General features: G+C 41.0%; 17 protein-coding genes. 10 read left to right on the top strand and 7 right to left on the bottom strand.

What is annotated here, in order from left to right; all coding sequences use genetic code 11:
* Positions 1–54 precede the first annotated feature (54 nt).
* Positions 55–534 carry a DUF5615 family PIN-like protein gene (locus BN3769_RS12235; RefSeq protein ID WP_068471006.1) on the top strand — a complete coding sequence of 160 codons (480 nt, stop codon included), beginning with the start codon at positions 55–57 and terminating at the stop codon, positions 532–534.
* Here BN3769_RS12235 and BN3769_RS12230 read toward each other — a convergent pair.
* Both BN3769_RS12230 and BN3769_RS12225 read right to left on the bottom strand, forming a co-directional pair.
* The gene (locus BN3769_RS12230; protein ID WP_068471004.1) at positions 531–779 is read right to left on the bottom strand and encodes a hypothetical protein; all 249 of its coding nucleotides are present in this window, start codon (positions 777–779) and stop codon (positions 531–533) included. The genes BN3769_RS12235 and BN3769_RS12230 overlap by 4 nt on opposite strands.
* A 107-nt stretch (positions 780–886) precedes the next feature.
* Positions 887–1981, bottom strand: coding sequence for a serine hydrolase (locus tag BN3769_RS12225; RefSeq protein ID WP_068471002.1), 1095 nt, complete (start codon positions 1979–1981; stop codon positions 887–889).
* Between the two features lie 380 nt (positions 1982–2361).
* Here BN3769_RS12225 and BN3769_RS12220 point away from each other — a divergent pair, with 380 nt between their 5' ends.
* The 4 genes from BN3769_RS12220 (at position 2362) to trxA (ending at position 4194) form a co-directional block, all read left to right on the top strand.
* Positions 2362–3126 carry a hypothetical protein gene (locus BN3769_RS12220; RefSeq protein WP_068471000.1) on the top strand — a complete coding sequence of 255 codons (765 nt, stop codon included), beginning with the start codon at positions 2362–2364 and terminating at the stop codon, positions 3124–3126.
* Positions 3127–3216: 90 nt separating this feature from the next.
* Positions 3217–3390, top strand: coding sequence for a hypothetical protein (locus BN3769_RS14830; RefSeq protein WP_154017912.1), 174 nt, complete (start codon positions 3217–3219; stop codon positions 3388–3390).
* 6 nt (positions 3391–3396) lie between these two features.
* The gene (locus BN3769_RS12215) at positions 3397–3606 is read left to right on the top strand and encodes a hypothetical protein (protein WP_068470998.1); all 210 of its coding nucleotides are present in this window, start codon (positions 3397–3399) and stop codon (positions 3604–3606) included.
* Between the two features lie 117 nt (positions 3607–3723).
* Positions 3724–4194, top strand: a complete 471-nt coding sequence (gene trxA / locus BN3769_RS12210; RefSeq protein ID WP_068470997.1) for a thioredoxin — start codon at positions 3724–3726, stop codon at positions 4192–4194.
* On the opposite strand, the gene BN3769_RS12205 is transcribed toward trxA, so the two are convergent.
* On the bottom strand, positions 4195–5607 hold the full coding sequence (locus tag BN3769_RS12205; RefSeq protein WP_068470995.1) for a lipase maturation factor family protein: 1413 nt from the start codon (positions 5605–5607) through the stop codon (positions 4195–4197).
* A gap of 85 nt (positions 5608–5692) precedes the next feature.
* Positions 5693–6598 (bottom strand): alpha/beta hydrolase, encoded by a 906-nt coding sequence (locus BN3769_RS12200; protein WP_068470993.1) that lies wholly within the window; start codon positions 6596–6598, stop codon positions 5693–5695.
* A gap of 133 nt (positions 6599–6731) precedes the next feature.
* Here BN3769_RS12200 and BN3769_RS12195 point away from each other — a divergent pair, with 133 nt between their 5' ends.
* Entirely contained in the window at positions 6732–7577 is an 846-nt protein-coding gene (locus BN3769_RS12195; RefSeq protein WP_195155581.1) for an alpha/beta fold hydrolase, read from the top strand.
* Positions 7578–8176: 599 nt separating this feature from the next.
* Positions 8177–8365, top strand: a complete 189-nt coding sequence (locus BN3769_RS14825) for a hypothetical protein (protein WP_154017911.1) — start codon at positions 8177–8179, stop codon at positions 8363–8365.
* A gap of 765 nt (positions 8366–9130) precedes the next feature.
* Here the strand turns inward: BN3769_RS14825 and BN3769_RS12185 are convergent.
* On the bottom strand, positions 9131–9532 hold the full coding sequence (locus tag BN3769_RS12185; protein ID WP_068470987.1) for a hypothetical protein: 402 nt from the start codon (positions 9530–9532) through the stop codon (positions 9131–9133).
* Between the two features lie 489 nt (positions 9533–10021).
* On the opposite strand from BN3769_RS12185, the gene BN3769_RS12180 reads away from it, so the two are divergent.
* Complete coding sequence (locus BN3769_RS12180) at positions 10022–10810, top strand: hypothetical protein (protein ID WP_068470984.1); 789 nt, start codon at positions 10022–10024, stop codon at positions 10808–10810.
* A gap of 56 nt (positions 10811–10866) precedes the next feature.
* A complete protein-coding gene (locus BN3769_RS12175; protein ID WP_068470982.1) occupies positions 10867–11613 on the top strand; it encodes a DUF8085 domain-containing protein in 747 nt (248 codons plus the stop codon).
* Positions 11614–11807: 194 nt separating this feature from the next.
* Here the strand turns inward: BN3769_RS12175 and BN3769_RS12170 are convergent, their stop codons facing one another.
* Positions 11808–12482 (bottom strand): SOS response-associated peptidase, encoded by a 675-nt coding sequence (locus BN3769_RS12170; RefSeq protein WP_068470981.1) that lies wholly within the window; start codon positions 12480–12482, stop codon positions 11808–11810.
* Positions 12483–12593: 111 nt separating this feature from the next.
* Positions 12594–13169, bottom strand: coding sequence for a lipocalin family protein (locus tag BN3769_RS12165; protein ID WP_068470978.1), 576 nt, complete (start codon positions 13167–13169; stop codon positions 12594–12596).
* A gap of 127 nt (positions 13170–13296) precedes the next feature.
* On the opposite strand from BN3769_RS12165, the gene BN3769_RS12160 reads away from it, so the two are divergent.
* Positions 13297–14733, top strand: a complete 1437-nt coding sequence (locus tag BN3769_RS12160; protein ID WP_068470976.1) for an FAD/NAD(P)-binding protein — start codon at positions 13297–13299, stop codon at positions 14731–14733.
* Positions 14734–14789 lie beyond the last annotated feature (56 nt).

Here is a 14789-nt window from a genome sequence, read left to right as displayed (position 1 = left end):
TAAATAGAATTTTTGTTAAATTTAAGCTACTAAATTGTGCTTTTCTGAGAGTCAATGAAATTTCTATGCGATGAAATGCTGGCGCGCTTAGGCCGTTGGTTGCGTGCGGCTGGATATGATACGGAAATTATCACGCGTTCGCTTTCCGACTCAGCCGTTTATCTCTTAGCTTTGCAAGAGCGGCGTTTATTGATTTCCCGCGATCGCCACTTTTTAGAGATAGATCCTCGGCAAGAGCATGTGCTTTGGCTGAAAGCCAATGAATTGAAAGAGTGTATACAAGAAATCAATGCGAAGCTTCCTCTCAATTGGCTTCATCATCCCTTTAGCCGTTGTTTAATCTGCAATCAAATGCTTGTCAAAGCAGATGAACAAGCTAGGAAAAGCGTTCCAAAAGATATAGGGGAGAGAGAAAAAGATTCCCTTTTGTATTGCATGCATTGTCAAAAAACATACTGGGAAGGAAGCCATACCAGACGCATGCGCGAAACGCTAACAAAATGGCAGAATCAAAGGGAAAAGAGTAAAGATTAAGAGGGTTTTTTAGAATTTTTTTCCTTGTGAGAAGAAAGCCTTCCTTTTTCTCTCTCTTGCTTTTCCCCTTTTTGCTTCTTCTTTTTTAATTCTCCTTTTTCTGATTTGGCGGTCATAATTTCAAAGGGTTTGGGGAGAAGAATATCGATTTGCTGAGTGATAACATGGCGGTGCGCCTTTTGCAAGGCATACACTTCAATGTCATATTGAGAATAAGGAGGCAGTTGGTTAGAAATGGGATCCATAAAATACCCATAGTAGATCAATCTATCTATTTCTATTATAATTTGTCTTTGATTTATTTATCAAATAGACGCACCTTGCAATTGCACTCGGTTTAAAATGAATTGCCCTAGTCATCCGATAAGGGAATTCCATTCAGGTCTCTCGCCAGTCTTCGCAATAATTGTCTTCCTATAGTTGTTAGGTGCGTTTTGCTTTTATTGGCTAATAAGACAATTCCAATTTTTTTATCGGGGATAAAGCCAATATAGCTGGAAAACCCTGCCATGCCTCCATTTTTATCGATAATCAACCAGGGAGGACTTTGAAAGCGCTGCCAGCCTAGGCCAAGAGTTAAATGAGGATTGACTTGAAAGAATCCTTGCTGAGCGAATCGCATCGCTTTTTGAAGAAAAATCGGTCCTCTGAGCCCTAAATTAGCCTCCAGGAATTTGAGCATATCTTGGCTTGTCGAACGGATAGCTCCGCTTCCTGCATTTAACATGGGCTTATAAGAAGGAGGAATGGGTTGCCCTTCTTTGTTGTACCCTCTAGCAACATGCGTTCGCAAATCCGATGGAACGAAGATGACAGTCTCTGTCATATCTAAAGGAAAAGTCACCCATTGCTGAATAGTTTGCTCATAAGTTTTACCCTCGGCATGGGCGATGGCTTTGCCTAGTACGCCGAATCCTAAATTGGAATACGCATAACGTGTTCCGATGGGATATGCAGGCGTCCAATTTTCCAAGAAATGAATGAGGAAAGTTTGATCAGGCTTTCTGCCTCTATTCAAAGCGGGAAGAGTCCGCGGCAAGCTGGAGGTATGTGTCGCCAATTCGACTAAAGTGACTCGATCGATCGCCTGGGGATGTTTAATGGCTGGAAAATATTTTGTGACTGCATCATTTAAATGCATTCTTCCTTTCAGCACTTCTATGGCTAGAGCAGTAGTCGTGAATACCTTGGTAATAGAGCCAATTTCAAAAAGAGTGGATGGAGTGACCGGAATCCGACGTTCAGGATCGGCCCAGCCAAAGGACAAAAGAGAAGGATGGCCTTCATAGAGCAAAGCAACAGCGATTCCCGGAATGTTTTGTTGCTTCATAACCCGTTGAATAGACTGCTCAATGAGAGCCATTGTTGAATTTTTTTCGCTTGCTAGTTGTCCCAAAAGAGAAGAAAACGGTAACAAAGCTAAGCAAAAAAAAAGTTTTTTGATCATTCGAACCTGCTTTTTTCTATTATCATGCTATCAATTATTTGTACTTATTAAAAACAGAATGACGTGATTAATTCAAGCTTGTTAAAAATATGTTTACTGTTGTATAAGTTTTATTTCCTCTTAGAGCTTGTTAAATAACTCGAATTCAAACAATTAGAAGTTTTTTTGATGATCTCTTATCCATTTATCTTTTAGGAAGGAAAGGTACTCCTCAAAGTCGGGCCAAATAAAAATTGATTTGACGCTTTGACATCCTCATTTCATCTATTTGCTATCAAGTGCTTTAAATCTATAAAAAGCTATTCATCATTTTGTATCGATGGTTATTTGATTTGTTTTGTTTTTAAATATTTAATTTAAATAATAGTGAGATTTTTTTAATGAATATAATATGTGATTTTTCCCGGGATACAAAATTTCAATGTTCCCATGATATTTTAGTAGAGAACTGGAATCAAGATGGGTATGACCTTACAGTTACAGAGGGAGAATGTGGAATATGCGCGCAACGAGAGGTAAAAGTTTTAACTCAATTAGGGGCGGAAAGGTTTGGAGTTAAAGTTGGATTTTGTCCTTTATGTGTGGCTGTTTGTCTTCCAGAAACACCTTGTTTTGAAGCTTCGGTGGGATTTTCTGATTCAGAGGACAAGCATGTGATCAGAATGGATAGCGAAAAAGTAGAGGCCTTCCTGAAAGATCCCATACGCTCTGGTTGTTTGTCTGAGGAAGAAATTAATGGATTAATTGAAGGTGTTGCTAAACACAAAAATAATCCGAGTTTGGCTCAAGCAAGGGAATACAAAAAGAAGGCTTATCAATGTAAGGATTGCTTCGGATATATTTTGGAGATGGTTAAAGGAGAGAACTATACATTCAGTGATTTATCTAATTCAAGAAAGCACGGGTTTTATACAGTGGCATGCTTTGGGTGTCTTTCATTAGTTCAAAGGATAAATAATTGTTCCATGGTTATATGCCCAGATCCCCTTTGTCAGACGCAATGTTGTACATTTTGTTTAAACGGAGCTTCAATTGAAAAAGAGCTTCAGCATGATATTAAACTCTGTTCAGAGAGAATTTCCAATCAAGAAGTTCCGCCGGAGCCGCGTCTGTGTGATTGTCCCGATCAAAAAGAGCAGATTTAATTTCAAAAGCAGGCAAAAGTCTACGTGTCTAATTTTGATGCAATAGAATAATCCTTCAGGTAAAAAGGTTCTCTACGAGAGCCTGGTGTAATGGAAGCGGCGAATAAGGCGGCTAAAGCGACCGGAATTTTATCAGCTGCCCGCATGGTTTTTATGTCAGAGGCGCATCCTAATCCTTATGTCGAAGCGCGTATGCCCGATCAAATGTCGGAGATGATTCATCGGCAAGCCGATTTTCATTTAGATTTTCCTATATTTGTTTGAGGAGGAATGGGAACCGACTTTGAGCTCGCTTTGGAAGAGGCCGAACGGAAAGTCAATGTCTCGCATCCCACTCCTGTTCTTCTATTGGATTCATCAAGCTACTGGGAAAAAAGATCACTTCACGCTTTCATTGCAATCGAGAAGCTGGAACAATCAAAGGCAGAGACTGGATCAGCACCTGCTTCATTTGCGTTCAATCTGCAAAAGAGGCGCTAGAGGTTTACCAGGCTTTTATAGACGGACAGCTTGTAATTGGAAAAAAAAGCCCTATCTATGCAAGAGGATTTTGCATTTGGGCAAAAGATTATTCTCATTTTCATCAGGAGTAGACGAATGAAAAAGCATATCTTATCCGTTTTTACAGTGATAGGCCTGGTGGGCTTAAAAGGCCTTCCCTTAATGGCTGGAGGAGAAGGATTTAGCCAGGAGACGCAGCCATTAAATATGGAACGGGAAAGCATTGTTGAGTTAAATAGCAGCAATTTTGCTAGCGAAGTTTTAGAATCTGAGCAACCGGTTGTGGTTGATGTGTATGCGGACTGGTGCTATCCTTGCCAATGCCTGAAGCCTATTTTTGAGTCTGTTTCTCAGACCTTTAGTCCGACGGTTAAATTTGCCAAAGTTAATTATGATTGGCAATCGGAATTGGCAGATGAATATAATGTCAGGTGCCTTCCTACATTATTATTCTTTTATCAAGGAGAAGTGCTATTCAGCTTAAAAGGTTTAGTTCAGCAAGAAGAACTGGAAGGCTATATCCAGGCTTTCTTAGACAGTATTAATTCACCAGGCGTATTGAATTAATTAGTGGCCTTGCTTGAGGGAAATGATGGGGCTGTAGGCGCCAACTAAGGTCCGCTTCCACCACCATCCCTTTTCTTTTTTCTCTTTAAAACTACTGAACGTATAGTCGTACATGAGAGCACGGACATATTTAGGTGGTTTATCGGGAAACGGATTGTTGCGCAGAAGCTTTAGGACATCTGGAGTTCCTTTAAGCAAATGAAAAAGCAGGTGTTGGAACCATCTCTCATCCCTAAAGTCCGAAAAAGGCAGGAACCATGCCTGCCAATCTAGGCGTGGCTGATAAGGCGAAATTCTTCTTGGTCTGCGTGTAATCTCGGATGGCTTATAGTAGAACAGATATTCTTTCCACTCATGCATGTCTTCACTTCCTTCTATGATAATTTCAATGCGTTCCGTGGTCATCACGGCAAAGATGCCGTAAGGATTGACCAAATGAAAGGAAGAAAACCAGTTAAGCCAGCGCCCGATCTGGCGGTTGCGGTAAAAGTGATGCCATAAGCGCATGAGCTGCAAAGTAATAAAGAAGAGGCTAATAATAGTAATGGAAATATCAAGGTAAAGGGGAGGAGGAGATTGAGGGGGTAGAGCGAAAAAAGAAGAAAGAACAGCATTGCTAAGCAGAATGGTGGAAAGGATTGCCGTCAAGTAATTTAAAAAAGATAAATTGCCCGTAAACCAAATGGCGTATTGGAGTCCAAAAAGGGCAATAAAGACTCCTAGGCGAATGGTATCGGTTAAAAATATGCCAAAGGGAATGATTAGCTCGATAATGAACATCAGGATCGTCGACAATTGATGGAATTTCAAAGGGAGCTTATGAAAATACCAGGCTTGCGTATTGGGAAGCGGCTGTGTCTGGTAATGATAAGCAATGGCCGTATGGTTTCTCCAGTTGACGTCCCGGCTTTGAATTTTAACTGCTCCGGCTTGCACGTGAAAGCGGAATAAAAGAAGATTAATGCAAATCCATGCCATTAAGTTTGGAACGGGGGTCAAGCTTATGAGAAAGGCATAACACGTTGTCTCAAGCAAAAATCCTTCCCAGCCAAAACTTAAGAAATCTTGTCCCACAGAGACAATAGAAAGATACAAGCAATAAAGCAAGACAAGGCATAAAGAGGGATAAAATCCCCACATTAAACAAATGGACACAAGGATGCCGCTTACGACTAATCCCACCAACGCTCGATCGCTCCACTTAATCCAAAAAAGCGAAGGGGCATAAAGATAGGCGCGTTTACCATAATGCATTTTTAAGAGCTTTAGGTAGTCTGAGATAGGCAGAATCCCCTGGCTTCCAATCAATCCTTTAATCTGAAAGAAAAAAGCGCCAATGGCCCAAAAATAAACAAAACCAAGCAGGCGGGGAAATAGGGATGAAATGATAGTATAGGATGATGGATCAAGCATGCGCATGTCCCTTAAATGATTTTATTGCCATCAAAAAATGTTTTAAGATTTTTGACAAGCCTTCAATCGGCAAAGCGTAAGCGGATTAATTTTTCTCCCTTCCATCGTTTAAAGATCGCGAGAAAAGGCGCGTAAGAGCGATCAGGCCTTTGGGCAAGGTCTGCCGCCAGCATTCGTACTCATGCCCTCCTTCAAATTCTGCGTATGAAACAGAATATCCGCGCTCTTGCAAGAGATCGCGTATGCGGCGATTAATAGAAACCATGCTTATTCCATCTTTGTCCATACCGGTTTCTCGATTGCCGACATCCATATAAAAGCGAATGGGAAGACGCGGGTTGGCGGTTAATTGCTGGACAAGCCAGGGCTCTTTTGTGTCCTTGATTGTCCAATAGAAGGCTCCCGATTGCGAAAGGACATTTCCAAATAAATGAGGATAGTTGACAGCTGCATAAGCTGCAGCAAGCCCGCCATAGCTGGACCCTGCTAGAATCATTTCAGCTGACCGATCAGTGACTGCATAGTTTTTTTTTACCCAAGGCAGTAATTCTTTAGCTAAAAAGGCTGCAAAAGGGGCATGGCAAGGCAATTCGCGATTGCGGGAAGGTTGATCAATACTGCTCACGAAGACAGCGATAAGAGAGGGAACGGCTTTATTCGCAATTAAATTGTCTAAAATGGTGGGGGTAGGAATCAGATCGCTTACATAAGCTTGGCCATCAAAAACAATCAGCAAAGGATAAGTGCGTTCTTGAGGAGAATAAGCAGCAGGCGTATAGACCCAGATGTCCCGTTTATTTTTTAAGAACCGGCTTTTTATTTGATAACGCGCCAGCCGGCCTTGCGGAATGCCTGTTCTTTGCAGGCTCCAATCAGAGGGTTGCGAAGGGTCTATTTGAGCGAACAGAAAAGCTGAATGAAGAGAAAAAAGAGAGGAAACAAGGAGCCATAAACTGAAGAATGGACAAAACAGGCTAGGGATTTTTCGCATAAAAACTTAAAACAAGCATAAAAGAATAATTTAAAAATATAGGCAAGCTGAAGCATTATCTAGCTTTATATATGAGTAAATTAAAAAATTGCAAATACCCTGGTTTATGCTGAATTCTTTTGAAGAGAAACTTTTGCGTAAAGGACGCTCTTTTTGGGAGTGGCCAGCTTCTTTTGGCAAACAAGCCATTCATTATATCGAACAAGGCGAAGGTGAGAAGCATATCCTTCTCCTTCATGGCTTTGCTTCCCATACTTATACATGGAGATATCAAATTCCATTTTTAGCTGCCGAAGGCTATCATGTCTGGGCTTTGGATTACATGGGCCATGGGCTAAGCGATAAACCTGCGATTTCTTATCAATTTAAGCACTTTTTGGAATTGATCAAATCCTTTATGCAGGCGCAAGGGATTTCTAAAGTCCATGCTATCGGCAATTCAATGGGGGGCAGTCTAGCCTTAGCCCTGGCAGCAAACTATCCTCAAATGGTCTGTTCATTAACTTTGCTCGATGCAGTCGCCTATCCGTTCAATATGCCTTTTATAGCCCATGTTGGAAAAATAGGAGGAAAGCTCCTCTTTCCTTTTATTAATGAGACCGCCATCCGCTTATTCTTACGGCAAATCGTCTCTGATCCTTCTCATATTACTCAAGAGCAAGTACAAGCCTACTTGCTTCCCTTTCATCTCAAGGGGGGAAAAGAAGCCCTGATTGAAATGATCAAACATTTTGACTTCCAAACCATGATGCAGCTCTATCGCAGGTTTTCCCTTGTTGTCCAGCCACTTCTTGTTATATGGGGAAAAGATGATGCTTTTATTCCACTTTCGCATTTTCACCGCTTCGGAGAAGATTTTCCATATGCCCAATCGCAGCTTATCGCTCAGGCAGGGCATATTCCTCAAGAAGAACAGCCTAAACGTGTTAATGAAATTCTTGGCGAGTTTTTAAATTCCTGTAATAAGGGACTGCCCTAAGAATATACCCTAGGTTATCAGTGGGGCTAATTCCTCTTTAAAAGGAAGGAAAGATTGGGTCAAAGTCCATTTTTTATTTGGGAAAAATAGTAACTTTGGTGAATCGGTAGATTTTTTAATGGATTTAAATTCCTAAAAATAAATAGTTTGCGGTTTTTGAAATTCTTATTTCAATGCTTGAAGGATACTATTTTATTATTCAATTCATTGATTTTTAATTGATTATGAAAAAATGGATGAGTGTTTTTGTAGGGGCGGGAATTTGCTTTAGGATGAAAGGACGAATTTTATTTAGCGGGAATTGACTGTAGAATTATCTCGTCTATTTGCAGTTTTTGATCATAAAGTAAAGATTTTTTTTGATAAAAATTCAAAAAAAATTCAGATTAAAGTTAAAGGAATTTTTTTAAGCATGGGTTGGGTTTGCTAATCCAATGTGAAAAATAATGATCCTTACGATAGCGGCCATATTGGCTTTCTATTCTGACCATTAGCGATGGCCTCTATCAAAGTTTGATCCAAACCGCACTGAAAGGAGGTTGTTATGAGAAAGATGTGTTTATTCTTTTCTCTCATATTGTGTTGTTTTGTGACTTCTTATGGATTTGCCCAGCCATATGAAGGTGGCTACGGTGGACCAGAATATGGTGGTGAGTATGCAGGCGGCGGCTACGGCGGCGGCTATGGTGGTGGTGAGTATGCAGGTGGTGGCTACGGCGGCGGCTATGATGGAAATTGTGGCCAACCATGCGAGCAACCATGCGCACAACCATGTGAAAAGCCTCTAAACGACTGCTACTGCTTATATTGCAAGTATTGCCCTCAATACTATAACAAGTGGCACTGCCACTATGAACCAAAGTACTGCTATAAGAAGTGCTGCCGTTATGTTCCTCAGTACTATGAAAAGTGCTGCTGCCGTTATGTTCCCCAGTACTACTCAAAAACATGCTGCCGTCAAGTTCCTCAGTACTACTATACTTGCCAATGCCACTATGTGCCTAAGTATACATGTGAGCGTTGCTGCAAATGGGTACCAAAGTACTACTACAAGCATACATGCCAACCAACATGTACACAAGATTCTTGCGTAGAAACACGCTAAGATCAATTTTTAGACAGGTAGGGCTCTCTCTCTACCTGTCTTTTTTTTCCAGCAACGCTACACATCTAATTTAGCAAAATTCGTGCCAATTTCTTTGAAAATAATTCGAATAGGGATGCATCGGTTAGTAGACGGCATGCTCTAGAGATTAAAGAAAATGAGGCATGTAGAATTTATGGAGAGTGGCGAGGCTTTTCAGCCTCGGCTGGTAATGCCTCCTGCTTGCTCTATTCAAAAAAACAAGCCGTTAATTGCTTGCGGCTATGGAGTTTCCTGTCATTTATTTGACAATCAAAATTGAGAGCAGAGGCCATCGGATAGGAATTAGCGGATGGTCGGCTAACAGAGGTTCTAAGAGGGGAAGCGAAATTCATAATGCCTATATTCAAGATTGTTTCTCAGTCAGGACCTTTCTCTTCTTATTCCTTATCTGAGGATAGATATTTTCCTAGATTCTTTCGTTAAACCTTTCCTCCATTCGAATGGGAATAGGACTAGGAGGGGTGACGGGAAAGAAATGTCGAATCGCATATCTGATAATGCGCTCGCATAGATCATAAATTATCCCTGCCAATAAAGCTGCTGAAAGGCGCACAGCCCAAGCTGAATACCATTGGACGGTGGGCATGGCAGCCCCTACGCCTATATATCCAACAAAATAGCGTAAAATGCGAATAGCAATTCTGTCGATTGCTGCCATGAGCCCAATATCATAAGCAAATCCTAAGCTGTACAATCCAGCTACGCCAGCCACAACAGCTCTGGGCGTCCAATGCAAAATAAAATGGGAAAAATTATCACAGGAACAAAATTGATTATTGAGGCTTTGCAGGGAAGAAGAGGGGCTCATATTGTGTTTCTCTTGGAAAATTTTTTGTTAATAATTATTAACCTGAGCGTTGCGTTTTTCTGTCTTTCGGACTGATGCGAACGCTCTCTCTGACTTGCCTTTTTATTCCTATTCCAGGCTTTGGCAGAGGTGCAAGGGCAAAAGCTCGATGCTCAAGTTATTGGTTTTAAAATACGCTATCTTAAGAATTGAATGAATAAAATGTATCCATTTCTGTGTTTTTGCTTATTCCTCCATTAATCCTAGCTGTTAGCGGTGAGGAAGAGAAGGGGGATGGCTAAAATAAGGGGAATGCCTCTTTCCAATTTCTCGAATTTCTTTCTCAAATAGTTGATTGACAATTAATAATCTCTTGTCAAAACTGCAATATCTTGGCTAACAAATCGAATTTTAGATGGTCTGAGTTGGAATTTATAGCAGATTGTAAATCAGATGAAAATGACTTCGTAAGAATACTTATTAGAACGAACTTAAACATGGCTGACATTTATGAAAGGATTTTGGCTCTCTTGCTTGATTTATGTGGGTGTTTTGCTAGGAAGTTGTCCCCTTCAAGCCAGCTTCTTATGGATGACTGGAGGAAACCAGGTCTTTGTCGGACCGGAAATTTACCATGTAAAAAGAACAAAAGAAGGAGGCGCTGCACAGCATGGCTATCTTTATGGCGTACGAGTGGGCTATGAACGAGTCAAAAGATATAAAGTCTATTGGGGCTTAGATGGACTATATGCGACAGGGTCATTGAAAGGCAAGTTAGATGGGCAGCACTTAAAATCTAATCTAACAGATATCAATTTAGAAGAGAGGGTGGGCTATACTTTCCAAGCAAAATGTGACTGGAGACCCTCTTTAACGCCATTTATTGGGATTGGGTATTTTTGGGAGAAGAATAACTATAAGCATCCGTCTGACATGCAGATTCATTTTCATAATCGGTTTTCTTATATTCCTGTCGGATTCCTGTCTTCCGTACAGTTTGGACCTTATTTCTCCATGGGGGTTAACTTTAAGGCAAGAATCATTTTAGAGGGCAAGAATGAGGTGTCCAATGATCCTAAATTTGATGATGTTACTCAAAATTATGAGGAAAAAATCCACTATCGGATTGAGCTCCCTTTTACTTATGAAAGATGTTACTGGGGAAAAGAACTAGGAATCAGCTTGGTTCCTTTTTATGAATATCGCCAGTATGGGCATCGTCCAAATTTTCCTTTTGATTTTCTGGAAACAAAGTTCAAGTTGTATGGAGTTACTCTTAAGTTCCTCTATTTCTTCTAAAGGAAGAAGGCAGAAAAGAATTGAGTCGATGAGAGCTATAAAGGAGATAAATATTTATGTCAAAGTGGATCAATATTGTTTTTGGAGCGCTTGCCATTTTCAGCAGCGTTCCTCATTTTGGATTTAGCGCTAACTTAACGCTAATTGATGCGTCGGGGCAATCAACGGAAGTTTATATAGACCCATCCGATCGTTTTCAAGATGTGATGCAATTCGTAGGAAATTATTTTCAAGAGGGCGTCGAATCGGATGAGGAAGTTGCTCTTCCTATCTGCTACACAGGGTTAAATCAAGAACCCACCGCGCTGACCTTTATTGTATCAAATTCGGATATTACAATCCGAAAGAAGTCGGCGGGACGCAATTATTCTCAACCAGTCTCTAAGCAAGAGAAAAAAGACATCGCTTATATCGTCAATACGCTTGCTAAAGAGTCTTTAATCAGTATAGCCAATGCAAAATCGTCTTTAAAAAAAGCTGGTGAGCGCATTGATCATGTTCATCCTCTTCGTTTTCTCATGACGATTTTTACCGATGAGGAGCTAAAGGCTGGCGTACACGCGATTCGAGGCCGCACGTCTTGGATTGCCGATGAGTTTTTTTCTGGCATTGTAGGAAGCTTAAGTGAAGAGGCGTCTAAACAGAACCTTAAGCCTGAGTTTATTCAAGACTTTGCTGGGCAAGTCAATATTTCTACAGCATTGATTTTACCGCCTATTCAACAAGCGAGATGGAAAGATTTTGTAAATGTTCTGATTGATAATATTCCCAGAAGCAATGATCCCAACCGCTACAATATGTAATTCAACTATTTCCATTTTGCCCGCTTGAAGAAGCGGGCAATGATGGCTAGTCCTCCTCTATACTCTTTAAGCTAAAAGAAACGATTTCTTTGCATTCTACGAGAGGGATTGGAAAGAAATGCCAGATGAGAAAATGTGGGCTTTTTGCAAAATTGCCGTCAACCTATGCTGACAGATAAAGGCCATCCTTCTTTTTAATTCGCTTTGGGTTCAATGCACTCAGGAGTGTCGTTCTTCCAGGAGTTGACCTTAGGAGAGACTTCATAGACTTCCATGCGCTTGGCTGGATAAGGATGCAATAAAGGCTGCAAATGAGCGCCCACTTGAATGGAGGGATCCAGCCATTTATCTTCTTCATCGGGAAGCAATATAACTGGCATACGATCGTGGATAGGGCGAAGCAAGTCGTTGGCTTCTGTTGTCAAAATAGTGAAGCAATAGGCCTTGCTGCCATCTGGTTGCGTGATAAAATCCCATAGGCCGGCAAAAGCAAAAATAGGCTCTTTTTTAACAATAGCTCGATAAGGAATTTTTTTTGTTCCCGCTTTTTTCCATTCAAAGAAGCCATCGGCTGGGACTAAGCAGCGTTGGTGTTCGAAATAGCGCTTGAATAGAGGCTTTTCCGTCAAGCTTTCGCTTCTAATATTGATGAGGGTGTAGCTTGATTTGGCCGATTTATTCCAATGAGGAACGAGTCCCCAAAGCATGGGGATGAGCTGCCTTTTCCCTTGAACATGCGCGACAGTTAATAAAGGCTGGGCCGGAGCAATATTATAGCGTGGTTGAACGGATGTATCAGGAAGCGGGACATGAAAGCGCAGGGCTAAATCTTCAATATCATCAATCGCAAGTGAAAAGCGACCGCACATCTTCCACCTCCTTCCGATTCGATTTTCCTTATAACAAATTTTAGGATTATCCGCCTGTCCGTTCGCATGGCTTAAAATGATTTGTTGCGCCTACACCCATGCCAGCGTCCTCTATCTAGAATCCAGGGGATCTTGCTGGGTTTTCAATAAATTCAGAATATTGAGATTAGGCATTTGCAAAACCAATTTGTCTAAGATGTTCTGGTAGACATCTTCTGATAGAAAGGGAGTGCGGCTCAAAATGACCACGTGGGTCTGAGTCGGTTCGCTTACGACAGCATAGCTGTAATCATCGGCCAGTTGAATGATCCAATACTCTCCGCTAAATACCCAGTTAAAACGCTGAAAAGGAGGAAAAATCAGCTTTAGTTTAGCATTCGACGCTTGATCCATCACGACAGCCGATCCTTCCGCTCTTTCTACTTCATGAGGACTATTGCCTGTTTGGCATTGAGTGACAATGTGAATGGACCCATCTGCTTTTAAGGTATAAATAGACAGGGTATTGTGCGCGCATGCCCATTTCCAAGGATCACGCAAGCGGGCAATTTCATACCATGTGCCCATATAACGATGTAAGTCGACATGGGCGACAGTGTCTAAATGGGGCGTGTCCGATCCCGATACTTGTCCGCAAATGAGCAGGCAAAGAAAAGTAAAGGAAAGTAGAAGCTGCTTAGCGAGCATAAACCTATTCCTGTTTTTATGTGAGGGTTGAATTATCCTGTGAAATTCACCATAGCCCCTGTTTTAAGTTGAATCAAGAAAATTTTTATAGTAAATCTTAAATAATTTCTAAATCAAATGGCCATTCATGTTCACACGCGGACATCGACCTTCTATTGCAATTATCGGCGGCGGATTTTCCGGCCTGCTTGTTTTGGATAACTTGATTAGGTTAGCTTATCAAGCTTTTGATATTTTCTGGATTGAGAAGACAGAAAATTGGGCGCGAGGAGTTGCCTATTGTACGCAAGAAAGCTGCCATCTTCTTAATGTTTCAGCAGCTCAGATGGGTGCTTATGCTCATCAATCCTATGATTTTTATAAATGGGTGATCGAACATGAAAAAGAGTGGCGCCTTGACCCAACTTTAGAGTCTGTTCACTTATCACAACAAGCTTATTTGCCGCGCAAGTTATATGGCCTTTATTTAAATGATATCTTTGCCAAAGCCCGCCAACAGGCAAAGAAAAAGGGCATTATTGTCCATTGCTTGCAAGGGGAGGCTTGCAATTTAGAAGAGCTTGGCAATAGGCAAATGAGTTTAGCATTAACAAACGGACAAAAAATTACTTGTGATATTCTTGTATTGGCAATAGGCGCGCCAACGGCTAAGCAACCAAATTTTCTTAAAAATTTACCGGTTGATCATCCTTTTTACCTAGCAGATATTTGGTCAAAACATGCATTCGATCAGCTCCTCTCCGTAGAGAATAGGCGATTGCTTAATTCTCAAGCCTCTATTCTCATTTTAGGAACGGGCTTAACAATGGTGGATGCTTGCCTGAGTTTATTTACTCGGCATTTTCCAGGCCGAGTCTTTGCTTTATCTTCTAGTGGTCTCTTGCCCGAAGTGCATCAAGAAGCCCTCTCCTTGTATCCAATTCCTCATTTTTGGAAGCGCGGCTCATTGACGCTGTTAAGCTTACTTAAAGAGATAAGAAAGGAAATTAAGGCAGCCGCTCAGATTGGATATAATTGGCGAGCCGTCATTGATGCTCTGCGTCCGGCTATCCCGCATGTGTGGCATCATCTTTCGTTAAAAGAACGTTCGAAATTCCTGCGTCACTTGTTTAGTACTTGGAATAAACATCGGCATCGCATGGCTCCTAGTTGCGGAGAGTTAGTGGAAAATCAGCAAAAGCAAGGAAATTTGATTGTATTATCCGGCAATATTCAATCCATTGTTTATCAAACCGACCAAACTTTCTTAGTAAACTATAAAACGGGAAATGAATCCCATATTTTAACTGTACAAGCCCTCTTAAACTGCTTAGGGCCAGAACTGAATATTAGCCAAAACACGAATGAAATTCTAAGAAATTTGCAAGCCAAAGGATACATCAAATTTGATGGTCTAAATAAAGGGCTTGAAGTCAATGCTTCTTATCAATTGAAAGGTCTTCTAGAAGACCGCTTATATGGAATAGGCAATTTATTGTTTGGGGAAAGGTTAGAGACTACGGCTGTACCAGAACTGCGCTCCCAAGCAGATGAGATTGCGCGCCATATTTTAAAAATTATTTGATAAAATCATCTTTGCTTTATTTTAAAAACCTTCTATTACTGTTAACCATGCTATTC

It is taken from the genome of Candidatus Protochlamydia phocaeensis (assembly GCF_001545115.1).
In the GTDB taxonomy this organism is placed as follows: domain Bacteria; phylum Chlamydiota; class Chlamydiia; order Chlamydiales; family Parachlamydiaceae; genus Protochlamydia_A; species Protochlamydia_A phocaeensis.
This window is presented reverse-complemented; position numbering and strand designations above follow the sequence as displayed.